This window comes from Acinetobacter yuyunsongii (genome assembly GCF_041021915.1).
GTDB lineage: Bacteria > Pseudomonadota > Gammaproteobacteria > Pseudomonadales > Moraxellaceae > Acinetobacter.
In genome coordinates this window covers 2,082,535-2,104,582 of sequence record NZ_CP157435.1, presented here as the reverse complement: position 1 = coordinate 2,104,582, position 22,048 = coordinate 2,082,535, and the positions used below count along the sequence as shown (strand labels likewise).

At 39.5% G+C, this 22,048-nt stretch carries 19 protein-coding genes; 13 read left to right on the top strand and 6 right to left on the bottom strand.

Annotated features, from left to right (window positions below):
• The first annotated feature begins 35 nt into the window (after positions 1-35).
• Entirely contained in the window at positions 36-701 is a 666-nt protein-coding gene (locus tag ABLB98_RS10075) for a YARHG domain-containing protein (protein ID WP_348882204.1), read from the top strand.
• A 72-nt stretch (positions 702-773) separates the two neighbouring features.
• On the opposite strand, the gene gltA is transcribed toward ABLB98_RS10075, so the two are convergent.
• Entirely contained in the window at positions 774-2,048 is a 1,275-nt protein-coding gene (gene gltA, locus ABLB98_RS10070) for a citrate synthase (protein WP_005161757.1), read from the bottom strand.
• A 900-nt stretch (positions 2,049-2,948) separates the two neighbouring features.
• On the opposite strand from gltA, the gene sdhC reads away from it, so the two are divergent.
• From sdhC to sucD, 9 genes are all read left to right on the top strand, one after another.
• Entirely contained in the window at positions 2,949-3,350 is a 402-nt protein-coding gene (sdhC, locus tag ABLB98_RS10065; RefSeq protein WP_087536948.1) for a succinate dehydrogenase, cytochrome b556 subunit, read from the top strand.
• Positions 3,350-3,715 (top strand): succinate dehydrogenase, hydrophobic membrane anchor protein, encoded by a 366-nt coding sequence (gene sdhD / locus ABLB98_RS10060; protein ID WP_087536947.1) that lies wholly within the window; start codon positions 3,350-3,352, stop codon positions 3,713-3,715. The genes sdhC and sdhD overlap by 1 nt, the downstream gene beginning before the upstream one ends.
• A 12-nt stretch (positions 3,716-3,727) precedes the next feature.
• The gene (sdhA, locus tag ABLB98_RS10055; RefSeq protein ID WP_348882202.1) at positions 3,728-5,623 is read left to right on the top strand and encodes a succinate dehydrogenase flavoprotein subunit; all 1,896 of its coding nucleotides are present in this window, start codon (positions 3,728-3,730) and stop codon (positions 5,621-5,623) included.
• A gap of 14 nt (positions 5,624-5,637) precedes the next feature.
• On the top strand, positions 5,638-6,348 hold the full coding sequence (locus ABLB98_RS10050) for a succinate dehydrogenase iron-sulfur subunit (RefSeq protein WP_005161752.1): 711 nt from the start codon (positions 5,638-5,640) through the stop codon (positions 6,346-6,348).
• A 718-nt stretch (positions 6,349-7,066) separates the two neighbouring features.
• Positions 7,067-9,907 carry a 2-oxoglutarate dehydrogenase E1 component gene (locus ABLB98_RS10045; protein ID WP_005161748.1) on the top strand — a complete coding sequence of 947 codons (2,841 nt, stop codon included), beginning with the start codon at positions 7,067-7,069 and terminating at the stop codon, positions 9,905-9,907.
• Complete coding sequence (gene odhB, locus ABLB98_RS10040) at positions 9,907-11,100, top strand: 2-oxoglutarate dehydrogenase complex dihydrolipoyllysine-residue succinyltransferase (protein ID WP_348882201.1); 1,194 nt, start codon at positions 9,907-9,909, stop codon at positions 11,098-11,100. Before ABLB98_RS10045 ends, odhB begins: the two co-directional genes overlap by 1 nt.
• A 107-nt stretch (positions 11,101-11,207) precedes the next feature.
• Positions 11,208-12,641 carry a dihydrolipoyl dehydrogenase gene (gene lpdA / locus ABLB98_RS10035; protein WP_348882199.1) on the top strand — a complete coding sequence of 478 codons (1,434 nt, stop codon included), beginning with the start codon at positions 11,208-11,210 and terminating at the stop codon, positions 12,639-12,641.
• Positions 12,642-12,777: 136 nt separating this feature from the next.
• A complete protein-coding gene (sucC, locus tag ABLB98_RS10030; protein ID WP_004664440.1) occupies positions 12,778-13,944 on the top strand; it encodes an ADP-forming succinate--CoA ligase subunit beta in 1,167 nt (388 codons plus the stop codon).
• 12 nt (positions 13,945-13,956) lie between these two features.
• Positions 13,957-14,847, top strand: a complete 891-nt coding sequence (gene sucD, locus ABLB98_RS10025) for a succinate--CoA ligase subunit alpha (protein ID WP_004664438.1) — start codon at positions 13,957-13,959, stop codon at positions 14,845-14,847.
• A gap of 122 nt (positions 14,848-14,969) precedes the next feature.
• On the opposite strand, the gene ABLB98_RS10020 is transcribed toward sucD, so the two are convergent.
• The 4 genes from ABLB98_RS10020 to trpS form a co-directional block, all read right to left on the bottom strand.
• Entirely contained in the window at positions 14,970-16,676 is a 1,707-nt protein-coding gene (locus ABLB98_RS10020; RefSeq protein WP_348882196.1) for a flotillin domain-containing protein, read from the bottom strand.
• A gap of 30 nt (positions 16,677-16,706) precedes the next feature.
• Positions 16,707-17,351 carry a YqiJ family protein gene (locus ABLB98_RS10015; protein ID WP_348882300.1) on the bottom strand — a complete coding sequence of 215 codons (645 nt, stop codon included), beginning with the start codon at positions 17,349-17,351 and terminating at the stop codon, positions 16,707-16,709.
• A 238-nt stretch (positions 17,352-17,589) separates the two neighbouring features.
• Complete coding sequence (locus tag ABLB98_RS10010; protein ID WP_348882194.1) at positions 17,590-17,790, bottom strand: dodecin family protein; 201 nt, start codon at positions 17,788-17,790, stop codon at positions 17,590-17,592.
• A 416-nt stretch (positions 17,791-18,206) separates the two neighbouring features.
• Positions 18,207-19,220 (bottom strand): tryptophan--tRNA ligase, encoded by a 1,014-nt coding sequence (trpS, locus tag ABLB98_RS10005; protein ID WP_004664430.1) that lies wholly within the window; start codon positions 19,218-19,220, stop codon positions 18,207-18,209.
• Positions 19,221-19,385: 165 nt separating this feature from the next.
• Here trpS and ABLB98_RS10000 point away from each other — a divergent pair, with 165 nt between their 5' ends.
• From ABLB98_RS10000 to ABLB98_RS09990, 3 genes are all read left to right on the top strand, one after another.
• Positions 19,386-20,309, top strand: a complete 924-nt coding sequence (locus ABLB98_RS10000) for a DUF808 domain-containing protein (protein WP_348882193.1) — start codon at positions 19,386-19,388, stop codon at positions 20,307-20,309.
• Between the two features lie 42 nt (positions 20,310-20,351).
• Complete coding sequence (locus ABLB98_RS09995) at positions 20,352-21,245, top strand: neutral zinc metallopeptidase (protein WP_348882192.1); 894 nt, start codon at positions 20,352-20,354, stop codon at positions 21,243-21,245.
• A 129-nt stretch (positions 21,246-21,374) separates the two neighbouring features.
• Positions 21,375-21,506 (top strand): hypothetical protein, encoded by a 132-nt coding sequence (locus tag ABLB98_RS09990; protein ID WP_348882307.1) that lies wholly within the window; start codon positions 21,375-21,377, stop codon positions 21,504-21,506.
• A gap of 72 nt (positions 21,507-21,578) precedes the next feature.
• Here the strand turns inward: ABLB98_RS09990 and ABLB98_RS09985 are convergent, their stop codons facing one another.
• Positions 21,579-22,016 (bottom strand): universal stress protein, encoded by a 438-nt coding sequence (locus tag ABLB98_RS09985; RefSeq protein ID WP_004660790.1) that lies wholly within the window; start codon positions 22,014-22,016, stop codon positions 21,579-21,581.
• Positions 22,017-22,048: the final 32 nt, after the last annotated feature.

Sequence of the window (22,048 nt, the reverse complement as noted above, 5' to 3'; positions counted from 1 at the left end):
TAATTTAAATAGTCTTTTTAGATGAGAACATTAAAATGAATAAGCCTAAACAATTATTAATTGCGATTGCTATTTTATCAAGCACTCCGCTGACTTTAGCACAGCCCCCTCAAATAGCACCTTCATGGACAGGGTTATATAACGATGAACAAAAAATTTCTTTGTTTATGCAGCAAAAAGGTAATGATGTTAATGGTTATAGTGTTTTGAATGGTAAGAAACTAAATTTTAAAGGGAAAATTAAGCAAACTAATTCAAATTATACATTAACCTTGAATGAGGTTGGGCAAGGTGTGGATGTTGGTCGATTCGTATTGAATTATAAAGGGAATACTTCACCGATTGAAGCGCAATGGTTGTCTGTAAGTCAAACGGTAAAACCTAAATTTTTTAGTTTAAATGCACAGCAATGTAAATATGCAAAAGGGCAAGGTGAATTTCCTGATGCTTCGGTGCGTTTGTTGAAAGATGCTGATTTACAAGTGCCTTTAGGGCAGTTGCAATATATGCGTAATGAAATTTATGCACGTCATGGTTATGCTTTTCAGAATAAAAATTGGGCAACTACATTTTCGCAATATGATTGGTATATGCCTTGCTATACTAATGTGGATACACGTCTAACTCAACTTGAAAAAGAAAATATCAAGCGGATTAAAATGGTCGAACCTTATGCAAAAGATATAAATTGGGGGCGTTAAGATATTTCTATTTTTTGTGCATAAAAAAGCTGCCATTAGGCAGCTTTTTTAACATTAATTTTAAAAATAAAATTAACGTTTGATGTCGCGTTGAGTCGAGCCTGTGTAAAGCTGACGTGGACGACCGATCTTGTAAGGACCGCTGTGCATTTCTAACCAGTGGCTGATCCAACCAACAGTACGTGCAAGAGCGAAAATTACAGTAAACATTTCTGTTGGGATACCAATCGCTTTTAATATGATACCTGAGTAGAAGTCTACGTTCGGGTAAAGCTTACGCTCTACGAAGTACGGGTCGTTCAATGCAATACGCTCAAGTTCCATAGCAAGCTGCAATTGTGGATCGTTGATGCCTAATGCTTCAAGAACTTCGTCACAAGTTTGCTTCATTACTTTAGCGCGAGGGTCAAAGTTTTTGTAAACGCGGTGACCGAAGCCCATAAGCTTCACTTCTTTACGTTTTACTTTTTCCATGAATTCAGCAACGTTTTCAACGCTACCAATTTCATCTAACATTTTAAGTACAGCTTCGTTTGCACCACCGTGAGCAGGTCCCCAAAGTGCAGAGATACCAGCAGAGATACATGCATATGGGTTCGCACCAGTAGAACCAGCAAGACGAACTGTAGACGTAGATGCATTTTGCTCGTGGTCAGCATGAAGCGTAAAGATACGATCCATTGCACGTGCAAGAACAGGATTTACTTTGTAGTCACGATCAGCAGGAGTAGCAAACATCATGTGTAAGAAGTTTTCTGCATAACCTAAGTCATTACGTGGGTAAATGAATGGTTGACCTACAGTGTACTTGTAGCTCCACGCTGCAAGCGTAGGGATTTTCGCGATTAAGCGAATTGCAGTAATTTCACGATGGTTAACATCTTCGATGTCTAAACCGTTGTGATAAAACGCAGATAATGCACCTACTACACCAACCATGATTGCCATAGGGTGAGCATCACGACGGAAACCATTGAAGAAACGGCTTACTTGGTCATGAACCATAGTGTGGTTGCGAACTTTAGCATCAAATTCTGCTTTCTGTTCAGCATTTGGAAGCTCGCCATTTAATAATAAGTAGCAAGTTTCTAAATAGTCTGCTTGAGTCGCTAATTGATCAATCGGATAGCCACGGTGTAATAACACACCTTTGTCACCATCAATGAATGTGATCTTAGATTCGCAAGCAGCTGTCGCCATAAAACCAGGATCGAAAGTAAAATGACCAGATGCTAATACATCTTTAACGTCAATTACATCTGGGCCCAATGTGCCGCTGTAAATTGGTAATTCAATTTCTTTGCCATCAAGCTGTAATACGGCTTTTTTGCCAGTTGCTGCAGACATTCAATAGATCTCCTGTCCTGGTGAATGATTATCTGACTCGAAATCCTAATCTTGTCATGTGCGAATCAGACGGTGTCAAAATTTGCTATAAGATTAGTGGCTACTAAAATTTTGTCAATTATACTTAGGGATAAAAAATAACGTTATTGCAGTCAACTAGTCATTTAGTATCAAAGAAAAAATTGAGTAAAATCACAGCATCGGTCGAGTATAATATGTCAAATCAGGTTTGAGGTGCATAAAAAAAATGAAGCACCAGTACAATTGTAAGTAAATTTTTATCCGAGTTATATTTTGGTGCTTAAAAAATAAATACTTACCACAATTCAAAAGCCTATATATCTCAGGGTTTAGAATTAACTATCCATTAAAAAATAGATTAAAAGTTTTATATATTGAGTCATAATTGATTCATTATGGTGCGATTAACTGTATAAAAAATAGCTTATTTTTTGTGGCTAATTGGTGTGAGGAAACAGATTATTGATCCCTGATATTTAATATATAAATGAGGGGTATTATTTTCGCCTATATTTAAGATTGTATTTTTTGATTAATTTTTAGACATTAAGTGGAGTGTTATTGAAATATATTAGAAATAATTTTGACAAAAAATTTAGTAAACTAAAAAATAATAACTTATATTTTATTTTTATATAACAGTAATATATTGGGTTTTATTGCTGTTTCCAACGCAGCTTAAACACGCATTAAATGTGAATGATTCTTATTTCATTGGATTTTCGACTAAAGCGAAAACTGATTGTTTGTATTTTGATATTTCACGTTTTATAATTCGTTGTCGTTATATAGGTTAGGCGTGCATTATGCTTGCCTGACTATGCCAGCTTTCCTTTGAATTAATTCAAACAAACTCCAGATGGAGTTTCTACCTACAGGATGCCCGCTGTGAAAAGCAACAGACCTGTCAATTTGTCCATGGGTCAGGTGTTAGCGGTAAATTTACGCTCACCCGTGGCTATTGCATCAATTCTACACCGTTTATCAGGTGTAATCGTTTTCTTATTAGTCGCTGTTCTTTTGTGGATTTTGGATAAATCTTTATCTTCACCAGAAGGATTTGACTACGTTAAAAATGTCGTTTTCGGAAATATCATTGTACGTTTCATCGTATGGGTATTTGTAGCTGGGTTAATTTTCCACTTTATTGCAGGAATCAAGCACTTGCTTGCTGACATGGGTTTTGCGGAAGAATTACAAAGCGGTCGTATCGCAGCTACTATTTCATTGATCTTGTCTGCGCTTGGAATTATCGCAGCTTTCGTATGGATTATGTTCTGATGAAAAGTGCTACAGGTTTAACAGGTTCAGGTTCTCGCGATTGGTATATCCAGCGTGTGAGTGCGGTTGTATTGGCTGCCTATACTGTTGTTCTGTTTGGCTGGATTCTCTGCAACAGCGGATTTGGCTATGAACAGTGGGCTGGCTTTATGTTGACTCTGCCAATGAAGATTTTTTCTTTGCTGGCCGTATTATCGCTCGTTGCACATGCCTGGATTGGGATGTGGCAAGTCTTTACTGATTATGTAACGACTCGTCAAATGGGTTCTTCGGCTTCAGGTTTACGCCTTGTACTCACTACAGCTGTCATTATTTCAGTGTTCGTGTACGCAATCTGGGGTATCCAGATTTTCTGGGCAAATTGATAGGAAGAGATCATGGGCGCAATTAACCCTAAAGAAGATTATTCAAATATTCAAAACCTCACTTTCGATGCAGTTATTGTTGGTGGTGGTGGTTCTGGTATGCGTGCTTCTTACCAACTTGCTCAAGCTGGTTTAAAAGTTGCAGTATTGACCAAAGTATTCCCGACACGTTCGCATACTGTTGCTGCTCAAGGCGGTATTGGTGCATCGTTAGGTAACATGCAAGAAGATAACTGGCATTATCACTTCTATGACACGGTTAAAGGTTCGGATTGGTTAGGCGATCAGGACGCAATCGAGTTCATGACACGTGAAGCGCCAAAAGTTGTTTATGAGCTTGAACACTTAGGTATGCCGTTTGACCGTAACGAAGATGGTACGATCTATCAGCGTCCATTTGGTGGTCACTCTGCAAACTACGGTGAAAAAGCTGTACCACGTGCGTGTGCTGCTGCTGACCGTACAGGTCATGCATTACTTCATACTTTGTATCAAAGTAACGTAAAAATGGGTACTCAGTTTTACGTTGAATGGATTGCATTAGATTTAATCCGTAACGAAGCAGGTGATGTTCTTGGTGTAACCGCAATCGACCAAGAAACAGGTAATATTGCAGTATTCCAAGCGAAAGCGACTTTATTTGCTACTGGTGGTGCTGGTCGTGTTTATCGTGCATCAACCAATGCTTATATCAACACTGGTGATGGTCTTGGTATGGCTGCTCGTGCAGGTATTCCATTACAAGATATGGAATTCTGGCAATTCCACCCAACGGGTGTTGCGGGTGCGGGCGTATTGTTAACTGAAGGTTGTCGTGGTGAAGGTGGTATCCTTCGTAACAAAGACGGCGAACCATTCATGGAACGTTATGCTCCAACTTTAAAAGACTTGGCGCCACGTGACTTCGTATCACGCTCTATGGACCAAGAAATTAAAGAAGGCCGTGGTTGTGGTCCTAAGGCGGATTATATCTTATTAGATATGACGCATTTGGGTGCTGAAACGATTATGAAACGTCTACCATCTGTATTTGAGATTGGTAAGAAGTTCGCAAACGTTGACTGTACCAAAGAGCCAATTCCAGTTGTACCAACAATCCATTATCAAATGGGTGGTATTCCTACGAATATTCATGGTCAAGTGGTTGTACCACACGGTGTTGAAGAGGGTGAATTCTCTGCGCACTATGATAAAGATACCAAAGAGTATTCTTATAAAGGTACACGTGACTATGTGAAACCAGTAAAAGGTTTCTATGCGATCGGTGAATGTTCTTGCGTATCAGTACATGGTGCAAACCGTTTAGGTACAAACTCATTGCTTGACCTTGTAGTATTTGGTAAAGCAGCGGGTGAACACATCATTGACTACGTGACTAAACATCATGGTGATGAATATCAACCGCTTCCGACTGATGTGTTGGAAAACACATTAAAGCGTATTCGTAAGTTAGATGATTCAACGACGGGTGAAAACGCGCAAGAAGTTGCTGATGCAATCCGTGATATCGTACAAGATCACGCAGGTGTATTCCGTACTCAAGCATTGCTTGATAAAGGCGTAAAAGAAATTCTTGCGATTGAGCCACGTGTTCGTAACATTCATTTGAAAGACAAATCTAAAGTATTTAACACTGCACGTGTTGAAGCATTGGAAGTTGAAAACTTGTATGAAGTTGCGAAAGCGACTCTAATTTCTGCTGCTGCACGTAAAGAATGTCGTGGTGCGCATACAGTTGTTGACTATGAGTTAGCACCTGATCACCCAACTTATTCATACGGTCGCCGTGATGATGAGTGGATGAAGCATACTTTATGGTATTCATCAGACAACCGTCTTGAATACAAGCCGGTACGTTTCAGCCCATTAACGGTTGAAGCAATTGAACCTAAGCCACGTACATTCTAATCGGGAGAACAAAGATGAGTAGAGGTACTCGTACATTCGAAATCTACCGCTATGATCCTGATAAGGATAAAGCGCCGTACATGCAAACTTTCAAACTTGAGTTAACCGATAAGCACCGTATGTTGCTTGATGCGTTACTTGCGTTGAAAGTGCAAGATGAGTCATTAACATTCCGTCGCTCTTGCCGTGAAGGTATTTGTGGTTCGGATGGTGTCAACATCAATGGTAAAAATGGTTTAGCGTGCTTGTGGAACTTGAACGATTTACCAGAGAAGATTGTGATCCGTCCTTTACCTGGTTTACCAGTGGTAAAAGATTTGGTTGTAGACATGAACCAGTTCTATGATCAATATGACAAGATTCAACCGTTCTTGATTAACAATCAGCCTGCACCAGCAAAAGAGCGTTTACAGTCTCAAGCAGACCGTGAACACTTAGATGGTCTATATGAATGTATTCTTTGTGCATGTTGTTCAACATCATGCCCATCATTCTGGTGGAACCCTGATAAGTTCCTCGGACCATCTGCATTGTTAAATGCATATCGCTTTATCATTGACTCTCGTGATACGGCAACACAAGAGCGTTTGGCTCGTTTAGACGACCCATTCTCTTTGTTCCGTTGTAAAGGGATCATGAACTGTGTATCAGTTTGTCCTAAAGGTTTAAACCCGACGAAGGCAATTGGTCACATTCGTAATATGTTGTTAGACCAAGCTGGTTAATACAGTTTTCTGACATGTGAAAAGGGAACTTTTTAAAAGTTCCCTTTTTTATTTTGTTTAAATCCTTTTTTGTGTTGGGAGGTGCAAGGCTTATTATCGAGTCCTTAAAAAATATTATTGAGTGTTGAAATTTATAAATTTTGAGCTTAAGAAAAATGAATGATCTATTTTTAGGCGCTCTGCATAATGTTTGTGCAAGAATTGTAGAAAATCTTTAACTTTGGTCGATAAGGGTGCAACAATTATAAAAAGGGCGGTATATTAGAATATAATGAAGAATGTGTATTTCGCTGCTTTATAGATGGTATGTGTCAAAAAAATCAATTCGTACATGAGAACATGTTACGATTTCTGCCACGACCTGAAGCAAAAATTAAGCATATTCCTGATGTTATATCGCTCTAATGCTTACCAATTGTATGGATGTAGTTTGAGTTAAAGTCAATTTAGAAAAGTTAATATTTTTGTTAATTTTTCTAAAATGGTTTGCAAAAAATTGCTCGATTTCATCGAGTATAAGGATGAGTTATGTGCTTTGAATTGAAAGTGCATAGCTCATTTATTACATCAAAAGGAATACTCCTGATGTGTAGTGATAATGTCTCAAGGTTGGATGATCTTGAGTAGTAGTGTCATGTTACCAATTTGATACTATGAATCATGGGTGTGCTTAAAAGGCAACCTGTATTATTTTTTGCAATAGGAAATGGGTCCAAAAATGCAAGAAGTTGCTGACGCACTGCGTCTTGACACTGAACTTTCCGCTGATAGTGCAGCGTATATTGAAGAGCTTTACGAACAGTACCTAACTTCTCCAACCTCAGTGTCAGAGGATTGGCGTGAATATTTCGATAAATACCCTAAAGGTGATCAACCACACGGCAGTGTGCGCGAGCAATTCCTCCTTTTGGGTCGTAATTCAAACCGAGTTCAACCTGTTGTACAAAGCACTGTAAGTACAGAACATGAGCGTCGTCAAATTGGTGTATTACAACTGATTGCTGCTTATCGTAACCGTGGTCATCAAAAAGCCAAACTTGATCCATTAGGCCTTGCGAAACGCGAAGAAGTTCCAGATCTTGATTTATCTGCACACGGTTTAACCAAATCTGATTTAGATACTGTATTTAATACAGGTAACCTCGCGATTGGTAAAGCAGAAGCGACATTGTCTGAAATGGTTGAGTCCATGGAAGCAATTTACTGCTCTTCAATCGGTGCAGAATATATGCATATCGTTGATACCAAAGAAAAGCGTTGGATTCAACAACGTTTGGAAGGTGCTCGCGGTAAATTCAATTACACCAATGATCAGAAAAAAGGTTTTCTTGAGCGTTTAACCGCTGCGGAAGGCTTAGAGAAATATCTTGGTAATAAATTCGTTGGTGCGAAACGTTTTGGTGTAGAAGGCGGTGAGTCTTTTATTCCAATGATGAATGAAATCATTCAACGTGCAGGCAGCGTCGGTTGTAAAGAAGTTGTGATTGGGATGCCACACCGTGGTCGTCTCAACCTTCTTGTGAACATCATGGGTAAAAACCCAGCGGATCTTTTTGGTGAATTTGAAGGCAAGAGCCTACATAAAAAAGGTTCTGGTGACGTTAAGTATCACCAAGGTTTCTCTTCAAACGTAATGACTCCGGGTGGCGAAGTTCACTTAGCATTGGCGTTTAACCCATCGCACTTAGAGATCGTTGGTCCGGTTGTCGAAGGTTCGGTTCGTGCACGTCAAGTTCGTCGTAAAGATATTGGCGGCGATGACGTTCTTCCAGTGATTGTACATGGTGATGCTGCATTTGCGGGTCAAGGTGTAAACCAAGAAACCTTCCAAATGTCACAAACACGTGGTTACACAGTGGGCGGTACCGTTCACATCGTGATCAATAACCAAGTGGGCTTCACAACTTCTGATCCGCGTGATACACGTTCTACAGAGTATTGTACTGACGTTGCGAAGATGATTCAGGCGCCGATTTTCCATGTGAATGGTGATGATCCTGAAGCTGTGATTTTCGTAACTCAGCTTGCACATGATTTCCGTCATACTTTCCGTAAAGATGTCATCTTAGACTTGTTCTGCTACCGTCGTCGTGGTCATAACGAAGCAGATGAACCATCTGCAACTCAACCATTGATGTATCAAGTGATCAACAAGAAAGCAACAACACGTACGTTGTATGCTGATCAATTGGTTCAAGAAAAAGTGCTTGATCGTGCAAGTGCTGATGCTATGGTTGAAGGTTATCGCTCTGACTTAGAAGCAGGTAATCATGTTGCCAATGCTTTAGTTCGTGAACCAAACAAAAAAATGTTTGTAGATTGGTCGCCATATTTAGGTCATGAATACACAGATATTTGGGATACAACTTTTAGCATCGATCGTCTAAAAGAACTTGGTTTGAAAATGAATACATTACCAGAAGGTTTTGTATTACAACGTCAAGTTCAGAAAGTGATCGAAGATCGCGTGAAGATGCAAACAGGTGAAATGCCACTGAACTGGGGTGCCGCTGAAACTTTAGCTTATGCATCTTTGCTTGACGATGGCTTCCTTGTGCGTATCACGGGTGAAGATGTGGGTCGTGGTACATTCTCGCACCGTCATGCCAAATTACATAACCAAGTCGATGGTTCGGTTTATATTCCACTTTGTCATATCAAAGAAAATCAGCCACGTACTGCGGTCTATGACTCTTTGTTGTCAGAAGAAGCAGTGCTTGCATTTGAATATGGTTATTCAACGACATTGCCAAAAAGCTTAATCGTTTGGGAAGCACAATTTGGTGACTTCGCAAACTGTGCGCAAGTTGTTATTGACCAATTTATCGCTTCGGGTGAAACCAAGTGGGAGCGTGTGTGTGGTCTAACCATGTTGTTGCCACATGGTTATGAAGGCCAAGGTCCAGAACATTCATCTGCACGTTTAGAGCGTTTCTTACAGCTTTGCGCTGAAGATAATATGCAAGTGATGACACCGACAACACCAGCGCAGATTTTCCATGCATTGCGTCGTCAAGCGGTTCGTCCGATTCGTAAGCCAATGATTGTAATGTCACCAAAATCATTACTCCGTCATAAACTTGCGACTTCAACTTTAGATGAATTAGCAAACGGTTCATTCCAAACTGTGATTGATGAAGTTGATCAAATCAATAAAGCTGATGTGACTCGTTTAGTTCTTTGTGGTGGTAAGGTTTATTACGATTTACTCGAAAAACGTCGTGAGCTTGGTCTAAACCATATTGCGATCGTTCGTATCGAACAATTGTATCCATACCCAGAACAACGCTTAGCTGAGGTTATGGCTCAGTATCCAAACATTCAAGAACTTGTTTGGGCACAAGAAGAGCCGAAGAACCAAGGTGCTTGGTTATTTATCGTTCCTCGTTTATATGAAGACGTTCTTAAATCAGGTAAACAAATTCGTATTAGCTATGCTGGTCGTGACGCATCTGCCGCACCTGCTTGTGGCTCGCCATACTTGCATGCAAAACAACAAGCTCAGCTTATCAATGACGCACTTGCGATTGAAGTTGAACAATCAGGAGATTCTAAATAATGGCAACCGAAATTAAAGCACCGGTATTTCCAGAGTCAGTTGCTGACGGTACGATCGCAACTTGGCACAAGAAAGTAGGTGAACCTGTATCACGTGATGAAGTGATCTGTGACATTGAAACCGATAAAGTTGTTTTAGAAGTGGTTGCTCCAGCTGATGGTAGCTTAGTTGCAATCATCAAAGGTGAAGGCGATACAGTTCTTTCTGACGAAGTGATTGCTCAATTCGAAACTGGTGCTGTTGCTGCCGCTGCTCCTGAAGCTGCTGCACCAGCCGCGGCTGCTCCAGTTGCATCTGCGCCAGCAGCTGCATCAACTCAAGCAGTTGATCAAAACCAAGCGCCTGCAGTTCGTAAAGCATTATCTGAAACTGGTATCAATGCTGCTGACGTTCAAGGTACAGGCCGTGGTGGTCGCATCACTAAAGAAGATGTTGCTAGCCATCAAGCTAAACCTGCTGCATCAGTTCAACCATTAAGCGTTGCTGTCGGCGAGCGTATCGAGAAACGTGTTCCAATGACACGTTTACGTAAGCGTGTTGCTGAGCGTTTATTGGCTGCGACACAACAAACTGCAATGTTAACCACGTTCAACGAAGTGAACATGAAGCCAATCATGGAAATGCGTAAGCAATATAAAGATGCTTTCGAAAAACGTCACGGTGCACGTTTAGGCTTTATGTCTTTCTTCGTTAAAGCGGCAACTGAAGCGTTAAAACGCTACCCAGCTGTAAACGCTTCTATCGATGGCGACGATATCGTATATCACGGTTTCTATGACATTGGTGTAGCTGTTTCTTCTGACCGTGGTCTAGTTGTGCCAATCCTTCGTGATACAGATCGTATGAACTACGCTGAAGTTGAAGGTGGTATTGCTGCATATGCTGGTAAAGCACGTGAAGGCAAATTATCGATCGAAGAAATGACGGGTGGTACGTTCACGATCACGAACGGCGGTACTTTCGGTTCATTGCTTTCAACACCTATTTTAAACCAGCCACAAACTGCAATCTTGGGTATGCATAAAATCCAAGAACGTCCTATGGCGGTAAATGGTCAAGTTGAAATCTTGCCAATGATGTACTTAGCACTTTCTTATGACCACCGTTTAATCGATGGTAAAGAAGCTGTAGGTTTCCTTGTAACAATCAAAGAATTGTTAGAAGAGCCAGCTAAACTCATTCTTGATCTTTAACATATTTAAATCCCCCTAAATCCCCCTTTGATAAAGGGGGACTACCAGTCACGGTATTTCCCCTCTTTGCAAAGAGGGGGTTAGGGGGAGATTTAAGGAATAGAAAAATGTCTCAACAGTTTGATCTTGTTGTCATTGGCGGTGGTCCTGGTGGTTATGAAGCAGCGATTCGTGCAGCTCAACTTGGTTTCAAAGTCGCTTGTATCGAAAAACGTATTCACAACGGTAAGCCATCTTTGGGTGGTACATGTTTAAATGTGGGTTGTATCCCTTCTAAAGCATTGCTTGATTCTTCTCACCGTTACGAAGCAACAATTCATGAGCTTGCTGAACACGGTATCACGACTGGCGAAGTTAAATTTGATTTAGATACTTTGTTGGCACGTAAAGACAAAGTTGTAGATCAATTGACGGGTGGTGTTGCTCAATTACTGAAAGGTAATGGTATCGAGTGGTTACAAGGTACGGGTAAATTACTTGCAGGTAAAAAAGTAGAATTCACACCGTTTGAAGGTGAAGTACAGGTTTTAGAACCTAAATATGTCATTCTTGCGACTGGTTCTGTACCTGTAAATATTCCAGTCGCTCCAGTGGATGAAGACTTAATCGTTGATTCTACTGGTGCATTAAAATTCCCAGAAGTTCCTAAACGTCTTGGTGTGATTGGTGCAGGTGTTATTGGTTTAGAACTTGGTTCTGTATGGCGTCGCCTTGGTTCAGAAGTTGTTGTGTTTGAAGCATTAGATGCTTTCTTACCAATGGCAGACAAAGCATTGGCGAAGGAATATCAAAAAATCTTGAAAAAACAAGGTTTAGATATCCGTATCGGTGCAAAAGTTTCTAGTGCTGAAACCAATGGCCGCGAAGTAACGGTTAAATATAACCAAGCTGGCGAAGACAAAGAACAAGTTTTTGACAAGTTAATCGTATGTGTAGGTCGTAAGGCATATGCAGAAGGTTTATTGGCAGAAGATTCTGGCATTAAATTGACTGAACGTGGTTTGGTTGATGTGAATGATCAGTGCCAAACATCTGTTGAAGGTGTTTACGCGATTGGTGACTTGGTACGCGGTCCAATGCTTGCTCATAAAGCAATGGAAGAGGGCGTAATGGCAGTTGAACGTATACACGGTCATGCTGCTCAAGTGAACTATGACACGATCATTAGCGTTATTTACACACACCCAGAAGCAGCTTGGGTCGGTTTAACTGAAGAACAAGCCGCTGAAAAAGGTCACGAAGTTAAAGCAGGTCAATTCCCGTTTGCGGTGAATGGTCGTGCGTTGGCTGCTGGTGATACTGCTGGTTTTGTGAAGTTCGTTGCTGATGCAAAAACTGACCGTTTATTAGGTATGCACGTTGTGGGACCAAATGCATCTGATATCGTACATCAAGGTATGATCGCACTTGAGTTTGTATCTTCAATTGAAGACCTACAATTAATGACTTTTGGTCATCCAACTTTCTCAGAAGTTGTACATGAAGCCGCGCTTGCTGTTGATGGTCGTGCCATCCACGCGATTCAACGTAAACGTAAATAACAAAATAAGTGTGGTTCGCCACACTTTTTAATTAATGATGGTTGAAATAAAAACAATCATTTACTCAACTTGTAACAGTCTATAATTTATAATATATCTAGACTGTATGACAATAAACTACATAGTAGGTAACTGAATGAACTTACATGAATATCAAGCTAAAGCATTATTGAAAAAATATGGTATGCCAGTACAGGAAGGTATCTTGGCAACAAATGCAGATGAAGCCGTTGCTGCGTTTGAACAGCTTGGTGGTAAATTTGCTGTAATGAAAGCACAAGTTCATGCTGGTGGTCGTGGTAAGGCTGGCGGTGTAAAAGTTGCGAAATCAAAAGAAGATGTTATCGAATTTGCAAACAATATTATTGGTACGCGTCTTGTAACCTATCAAACAGATGCAAATGGCCAACCAGTAAATAGTATTATTGTTGCTGAAGATGTATATCCAGTTGAGCGTGAGCTTTATTTGGGTGCGGTTGTCGACCGTTCTAGCCGTCGTATTACTTTCATGGCTTCTACCGAAGGTGGTGTAGAAATCGAGAAAGTTGCAGAAGAAACACCTGAAAAAATTATTAAAGTTGAAGTCGATCCACTTGTTGGCTTACAACCATTCCAAGCACGTGAAGTTGCATTTAAATTAGCATTAAAAGATAAACAAGTTGGTCAATTTGTTAAAATCATGACAGCTGCATATCAAGCATTTGTAGAAAATGATTTTGCTTTATTTGAAATTAACCCACTTTCAGTACGTGAAAATGGTGAAATTTTGTGTGTTGATGCAAAAGTAGGCATTGACTCAAATGCGTTATACCGTTTACCAGAAGTTGCTGCTTTACGTGATAAATCTCAAGAAAATGAGCGTGAATTAAAAGCATCTGAATTTGATCTTAACTATGTTGCTCTAGAAGGTAATATCGGTTGTATGGTGAATGGTGCTGGTCTTGCAATGGCAACGATGGACATTATCAAACTTTATGGTGGTCAACCTGCAAACTTCCTTGACGTTGGTGGCGGTGCAACCAAAGAGCGCGTAATCGAAGCGTTCAAAATCATTCTTGCTGATACGTCTGTTCAAGGTGTTTTAATCAACATCTTCGGTGGAATCGTACGTTGTGACATGATTGCGGAAGCAATTATTGCAGCGGTTCAAGAAGTAAATGTCACTGTACCCGTTGTTGTTCGTTTAGAAGGTAACAACGCTGAGTTAGGTGCTAAATTACTTGATGAATCTGGTTTGAAATTAATTTCTGCGAATGGTTTATCCGATGCCGCAGAAAAAGTTGTAGCTGCAGTGAAAGCGTAAGGAGTATCAATCATGAGCGTATTAATTAATAAAGACACTAAAGTATTGGTACAAGGTTTTACTGGTAAAAACGGTACTTTCCACTCTGCACAAGCTTTAGACTACGGCACAAAAGTTGTTGGTGGTGTCACTCCGGGTAAGGGTGGTACAACTCATCTTGAACTGCCTGTATTCAACACGATGAAAGAAGCGGTACGTGAAACAAATGCGGATGCATCTGTTATTTATGTACCAGCACCATTCGTTTTAGACTCAATCGTTGAAGCGGTTGACTCAGGTGTTGGTTTAATCGTTGTGATCACTGAAGGTGTTCCAACCATCGACATGCTGAAAGCGAAACGCTACTTAGAAACTAACGGTAACGGTACTCGTTTAGTTGGTCCTAACTGCCCAGGCGTGATCACTCCGGGTGAATGTAAGATCGGTATTATGCCTGGTCACATCCACCAACCAGGTCGTATTGGTATTATTTCACGTTCAGGTACATTGACTTATGAAGCTGTTGCTCAAACAACTAAGCTTGGTTTAGGTCAGTCGACTTGTATCGGTATTGGTGGTGACCCAATTCCAGGTATGAACCAGATCGAAGCGCTTCAATTGTTCCAAGATGATCCAGATACTGATGCAATCATCATGATTGGTGAGATCGGTGGTACAGCGGAAGAAGAAGCTGCTGAATTCATCAAATCTAACGTGACTAAGCCTGTAGTCGGTTACATCGCTGGTGTAACTGCGCCTAAAGGTAAGCGTATGGGGCATGCTGGTGCGATCATTTCTGGTGGTCAAGGTACTGCTGAAGAGAAATTCGCTGCATTTGAACGTGCGGGAATGGCTTACACGCGTAGCCCAGCTGAGCTAGGTTCTACTATGTTGCAAGTGTTAAAAGAGAAAGGTTTGGCGTAATACGTTAGATTTTAATCTTGAAAAAAAACCCCAATAGAAATATTGGGGTTTTTTATTGATCAAGTTTTTGATTTTCATAAAAAAGAGCCTTATGGCTAAGACTCTTTTTAGATCAACAACACTTAGTCTGCTTTTGGTTTCAACCCTTGAGTTAAACCATTGATATCACCGCCTTGTAAACCCAATTCACTCATTAAGCTATCAATCAGTGGCGCTTGTGAACGGTAGCGTAGGGCGCTATTCACAACCTGATCAGACAAAGAGGTTTGGGTATTTTCAACTGTTTCACCTGATACAGAACCACCTGCGAAATTACTTAAACCATTTACTTGTAAAATCTTGATGTCATCAATGTTTTCCATTGGTTTAACACTTTCACGAATGATCTCTGGTAAATGCTTTAATAGTGCCAAACGAACTTGCATTTCCACTTGCTCAGCAGAAAGAGTATTGGCGGCTTCATTCACTGCACGAGCACCTTCTGCATCAACCTGATATTGTTTCTCTAAAGCTTGGGCAAGCAATATTTTAGCATCGGCTTCACCTTTCGCTTTTAAGCGAATTTTTTCAGCATCTGCTTCAGCAGCAATACGCACAGCTTCCGCTTCATCAGCAGCGGCTTTTTTACCTGCATCTGCTGCGACAGTGATAGCAATTGCTTCTTTTTCAGCAGTCTGTTTGGCTGCAACTAGTTCAACCGCTTTTTGACGTTCAGCACGTTGTGTTTCACGTACCGTTACAACTTCTTCTTCGGCTTTTACGGCTTCGGCACGGGCTTTATCTGCTTGGGCTTTGGCTTCTGATTCTGCACGAGATTTTTCAGCAATCGCAATGGCACGATCCTGTTCAGCCAATTCAATGGTTTTCTTTTGCTCAACTTGTGCTTTTTGAATCAATTGTGCTTTTTGAATATTTTCATTTTCTACATCACGAGCCGAAGCAATACGTTTGATTTCAACTTCACGTTCAGCAGCAATACGGGCTTCTTCTGCTTCACGCTTTTTAGCCGCTTCCTGAGCAGCAATTTCAGCACTTTGTTCGGCCTTACGAATTGAAATTTCACGTTCCTGCTGTAGCTTGGCATATTCCTCTTCACGAGAAATTTGTAGTCTTGCCTGTTCAGCTTGCAGATTTTTCGCACGAATCGCCAAGTCCGCATCTTGTTCAATATCGTTACGTTTTTTACGACGATCTTCGATGGTTTCAGTTAGTTTGGTTAAACCTTCTGCATCGAAGGCATTTTGTGGATTAAAAAATTTAAAACTGGTCTGGTCTAAACCAGTCAATGACACTGTTTCAAGTTCTAAACCATTTTTAGATAAATCTTCAGAAACGACTTGCTGAACTTTTTGTACAAAGTCCACACGTTTTTCATGCAGTTCTTCCATTGCCATCTCAGCAGCAACAGCACGTAAAGAGTCAACAAATTTGCCTTCAACCAAGTCTTTCAACTCTTGAGGTGACATGGTTTTTCGACCTAATGTTTGAGCTGCCGTTGCAATTGATTCACCAGTAGGTTTGACTCGAACATAGAATTCAGCCATGACATCGACACGCATACGATCACGAGTGATCAGTGCTTGATCTGCTGCCCGTTTAACTTCGAGGCGCAGCGTATTCATATTCACAGGAATAATTTCATGTAAAACAGGGAGGACAATTGCTCCTCCGTTCAGAATAACTTTTTCACCTCCAAAACCTGTTCGTACAAACGACACTTCTTTGCTGGAACGGGTATATAGGCGAGCAATCACAACACCGATAAAAATGAGTGCTGCAAAAATAATACCGGTGATGATTAAAATTTCAGTCAATGCTGAACTCAACATTTAAAATCCCTCATTAAATTAATATATAAATTAAGCAGTAATTGCTTGGAATCCAATTTTTGTTCTTTGGGTTAAAATCACATCTTGCCCTTGATAAAAAATAATATCTAACTCAGGTTCAACCAAGACATAATGGGTTTGACCGAATTGATCTTTTACTTTAGCTTGAGCAGGGGAGTTTTGTGTGGCTTGTCCTAAAATAATTTGTGCTGTACGACCAATCAGTTCATCACTATGAATGGCTGTGGTTTCATCTTTTGGAATAATTTTACTGATCAATGCTGCACTTGTTCTCACTAGTGGCATACATAAAAATAAACACATAGGAGCAATGATCCAAGCAGATAAATAATGCTCGGTTAAGTGGAAAAAAATATCCTGAATAATGAGACCTGTGAGTGAGTAGACCGTTAAAAAGATAATTAACCAAATGAGAAGAGGAACTTTTCCTAGATAAAGCCACTCTAAAAGCTGAGTAAAAATACCGTTAGTATGTTCAATAGAAATATCGGCATGATCAACATCAACTAGACTGTCTGGTAAAAATTGATCAATGAAACTACTACTACCGCCAAATAATAATAAAATTAATTCTAGAGAACCTATAAATAGGCATAGCATTAATGAAATGCTAAAAACAATATTTGATGGATGGATTAATAAGTCCCATATCATTTGCATTACTCTTATATCTTTTTGAGATAATTAATAAAATTTTTATAAAAATAAAACAGTTATAAGAGTAAAGCGAACGGGGGGGAATTTCAACTTAAATCGTTCTGATTGCTATGCTCTGGCAGATTAATAAAAGATGATTTTATAATCTGTTTGATCATTTTGGATGATCAAATATTGTCGACATTGTCACTATAAAAAAATCCCCAAACGGGGATTTTTAAAAGATAAAATCTTTTTATTCAACAAGGAAACTAATTTTTAAATTCACGCGATATTCATTAATTTTATTGTCTTTGATCACTACTTTCTGCTCGTTGATCCAAGCACCTTGAACATTTTTGACCGTTTCAGTGACTTTAGCAATCCCAGTTTGAATTGCATCTTCAAAGCTTTTGTTGCTGCTAGAATTAACTTCGACGACTTTAGCAATGGACATAATAATCTCTCAGTGTGTGGTAGTTATTGAAAAATTATCATAGATCAAAAAATCAGCTAGACCGCTATAATTAACTTTTTATTGCTAAAAACTTACATGTTTTCACAATCGAGAAATAGGCATAAAAAAACGCAATGATTGGGGTAGTCATTGCGTGAACAACGAATCTGCAGAAACAGTTTCGGTTGAAAGGAGAAATGTCATGAGATTAGTGTTTACTAATCTACTTGGCTACAGTACAAAAAAACCTGACAGAGTTCATCGGTATTCATGTAAATTAGTGTTAATGGATGTTAATATGTGACAAAAATTATTAGTTATCGGGTTGTTACCGAGGTCTAAAACTAAATTTAAATAAGATATTTACATGAAAAAAGCCTAAATATTAGGCTTTTTTGCGATAAAAGTAACGTAAATTAGAATTTAAATAAACCTAATCCACTTTTTACTTCATCTAATGTTTGCTGAGTAATGTCACGGCATTTATCTGTACCATGTTTTAAAATGTCCATAATATAATCAGGATCTTTTTCAAGTTCAGCTCTGCGTTCACGAATCGGCAGGATCAATTCTTTGAGTACACCTTCTAGGCGTTTTTTCACCGTACCATCACCTAAACCACCACGACGATAATGCGCTTTCAGTTCTTCGATTTCTTCTTTATTTGGATCAAAGGCATCAAGGTAAGTAAATACAATATTACCTTCGACTTGACCTGGATCCTCAATTCTTAAGTGATTTGGATCGGTATACATTGCGTTGACTGCTTTTTTAATGTCTTTATCAGAAGCATTCAGCACAATAGTATTGCCTAAAGATTTAGACATTTTTGCTTTACCATCAAAACCAGGTAAGCGTCCCATATTCGATAATAATGCTTTACACTCAGGTAATAAGTCATGACCAATTTGGCGGTTAACGCGACGTACAACCTCATTGGTTTGTTCAATCATTGGGATTTGATCTTCGCCAACAGGTACTACAGTCGCTTTAAATGCGGTAATGTCTGCTGCTTGAGCCACTGGATAACATAAAAAGCCAGCAGGAATATCTCGTTCAAAACCACGCATTTGAATTTCTGACTTAATGGTTGGATTGCGTTCTAAACGAGCAACCGTCACAAAATTCAGATAGAGCATGGTCAGTTCATTGAGAGCAGGCAAGCATGATTGGACACAGATCGTTGTTTTGGTTGGATCAATACCAACTGCCAAATAATCTAATGCAACTTGAAGAATATTGTTACGGACTTTATCTGGATTATCAGCATTATCAGTGAGTGCTTGAGCATCTGCTAATAAAAGGTGTTGATGATGACTGTCTTGTAAACCAACACGAGAGCGTAATGAGCCAACAAAGTGTCCAAGATGAAGTTGTCCAGTAGGGCGGTCGCCTGTCAAGATGATTGGACGTTGATCAGCATTACTCATGATATATTCCAAGATTCAGTAGTTTCATAAATATAAAGATTGATATTATTGTACGGGAAATAAAAATTTTTCGTCAGCGATTGCTTAAACTTTTTCTTAAAATAATGTTGTGAATTTATTGAGGAATTCTACAATAGCGAAATAAATACAAACTGGGAAATAAAAATGGCGAGTGGATTATTGTTATTACTCGATGATATTGCAACGATTTTAGATGATGTTGCGGTAATGAGTAAGATGGCTGCAAAAAAAACAGCAGGGGTGTTGGGTGATGATTTAGCCCTAAACGCGCAGCAAGTCAGTGGTGTACGCGCAGATCGAGAGTTGCCTGTGGTATGGGGGGTTGCTAAGGGTTCTTTCATTAATAAACTTATCTTGGTTCCATTAGCATTGCTGATTAGTGTAGTTGCACCTTGGTTAATCAATCCTTTATTAATGATTGGTGGTTTATTTCTATGTTATGAAGGAGTAGAAAAAGTTGTACACATGCTCCAGCATAAAAACGCAAAAACGGCTGAGGAAGCCAATGAAAGCTTGGAACAGATCGAAATAGATTTAGACAAGTTTGAAAAAGAAAAAGTAAAAGGTGCGATACGTACCGATTTTATTTTATCTGCTGAAATTGTTGTGATTTCGTTAGGTACAGTTGCAACAGCAGCATTTATGACTAAAGTGACTGTATTAAGTGTGATTGCAATCGTAATGACCGTAGGTGTTTACGGTTTTGTTGCAATGATTGTGAAAATTGATGATTTAGGCTTATATTTAACACAACAAGCATCTGCTTTTAAAAATAAAATAGGTCGTGGTCTACTCGCATTTGCTCCTATTCTAATGAAAACATTATCTATTGTTGGAACGGTTGCAATGTTTTTGGTAGGTGGTGGAATTATTTCACATACAGTTCCTTTATTACATCATTTTACTGAAGAAACCGTAGACCATTTAGAGCTGATTCCAAGTTTTGGTTCAATTATCGGTGCCTTTACACCAACTTTGATTAATCTAGGAATCGGCTTTATTGCAGGTGCTATTGTATTAATGGTTGTTATGCTTATTCAAAAATTTTGGTCAAAAGCATCTGCATAAATAAAATGCTCAATCACCATCATTATCATATGTGAGGTTAATATGCGTTGGAAAGGTCGTCGTGTCAGTACCAATGTTGAAGATCGTCGTGGTGGTGGCGGAGCAAAAGCAGGTGGTATCAGTATTATAGGTTTGATCGTTGCATTTGTTGCGTGGAAGTTTTTTGGAGTAGACCCACAACAAGCCTATCAAGCAACTCAAGCGGTTACCAGTGCTCAGTCTTCGCAAGAGGGTGTTGCACCACAAAATTTAACTGCTGAACAGAAAGAGGCAAGTGATTTTGTTGGAACTATTCTTGCGGATACAGAAGATACTTGGACTCCTATTTTTCAAAAACTTGGCATGACTTACACACCACCACGCTTAGTTTTGTTTAGCGGTGTCGATAAATCCGCTTGTGGTAGGGCACAAGCAGCAATGGGGCCGTTTTATTGTCCTGCGGATCAAAAAGTTTATATCGATACTGCTTTCTTTAAAGATATGCGGCAGCAAATGGGTATTTCTGGTGAGCAAAATCAGACAGAACTTTCTCGTCAAGATCAAGCAGGGGATTTTGCGCAGGCTTATGTCATTGCACATGAAGTTGGGCATCATATTCAAAATCTATTAGGCATCTCTGGTCAAGTACAGCAAGCACGTGCACAAGCTAGCCAAACACAAGGAAATCAGCTTTCTGTCCGTTTAGAATTACAGGCGGATTGTTTTGCTGGTATTTGGGCGCATCAGAATCAACAACGCACTCAATTTTTAGAACAGGGTGATATTGAAGAAGCAATGGATGCTGCCGAGAAAATTGGCGATGATTATTTGCAACGTAGAGCTACAGGTCAGGTTGTTCCCGATAGTTTTACACATGGCAGTAGTGAACAACGAATGCACTGGTTTCAGCAAGGTCTGAAATCTGGAGATATCAATCAATGTGATACTTTTAAGTAATAACGATGAATATTTGTTCTTGATTTTTATACGGAAGATATACGATTTATAAGAAAAATTAACGTAAAATTAAATGGTATATACTGATTTGAGGATGATGAGTTTATTACTGCATTCAAGTTATCTCTTTTGAAACACCCACATGATCTTAAGAAAGAAAATATTCAAGCAAATACGCAGTCACTGACGATCGTTTCTACGACTGAGTTACTAAAAGAAGTTCTACAAAAAGCAAAACCTATTGAATTAAAAACTCAATAATTAAAATAACCCGCTTGAAACTTAAGGTTTCAGGCGGGTTACGATGTTATATTAAAATAAAACTTAGAAGATTTAACGTACAACCAAAACGGGGATATGGCTTTCACCTAATACTTTTTGAGCTACGCTGCCTAAGATAAATTTTTTGAAACCAGTTCGACCATGTGATCCCATAATAATCAGATCAGCACCTAAGTTCTGTGCAGCACTGATAATTTCCCCATTTACAGAGAAGCCTTCCAGCACTTGAGTTGCGACTGTTAATCCTAATGCTTCAAATTTCTTTTCCGCTTTGGTTAAATTTTCTTGAACGTAGCTACGAACACGTTCTATCAATTCATTACTTTGACCGAGTCTAAGGTATGCATCTGCCAAATATGGGTCTAAGGTCATCACCTCAACCACAGTGATTTCACTATTAAGGGCTTTTGCAAGTTGAGCCGCTTGTTGAATGACATTATCGGAGATTTCAGAGTCATCAATTGCAACCAAGATTTTTTGATAGGCCATGTTTATTACTCCTTATTATTGCACTTTGAGTT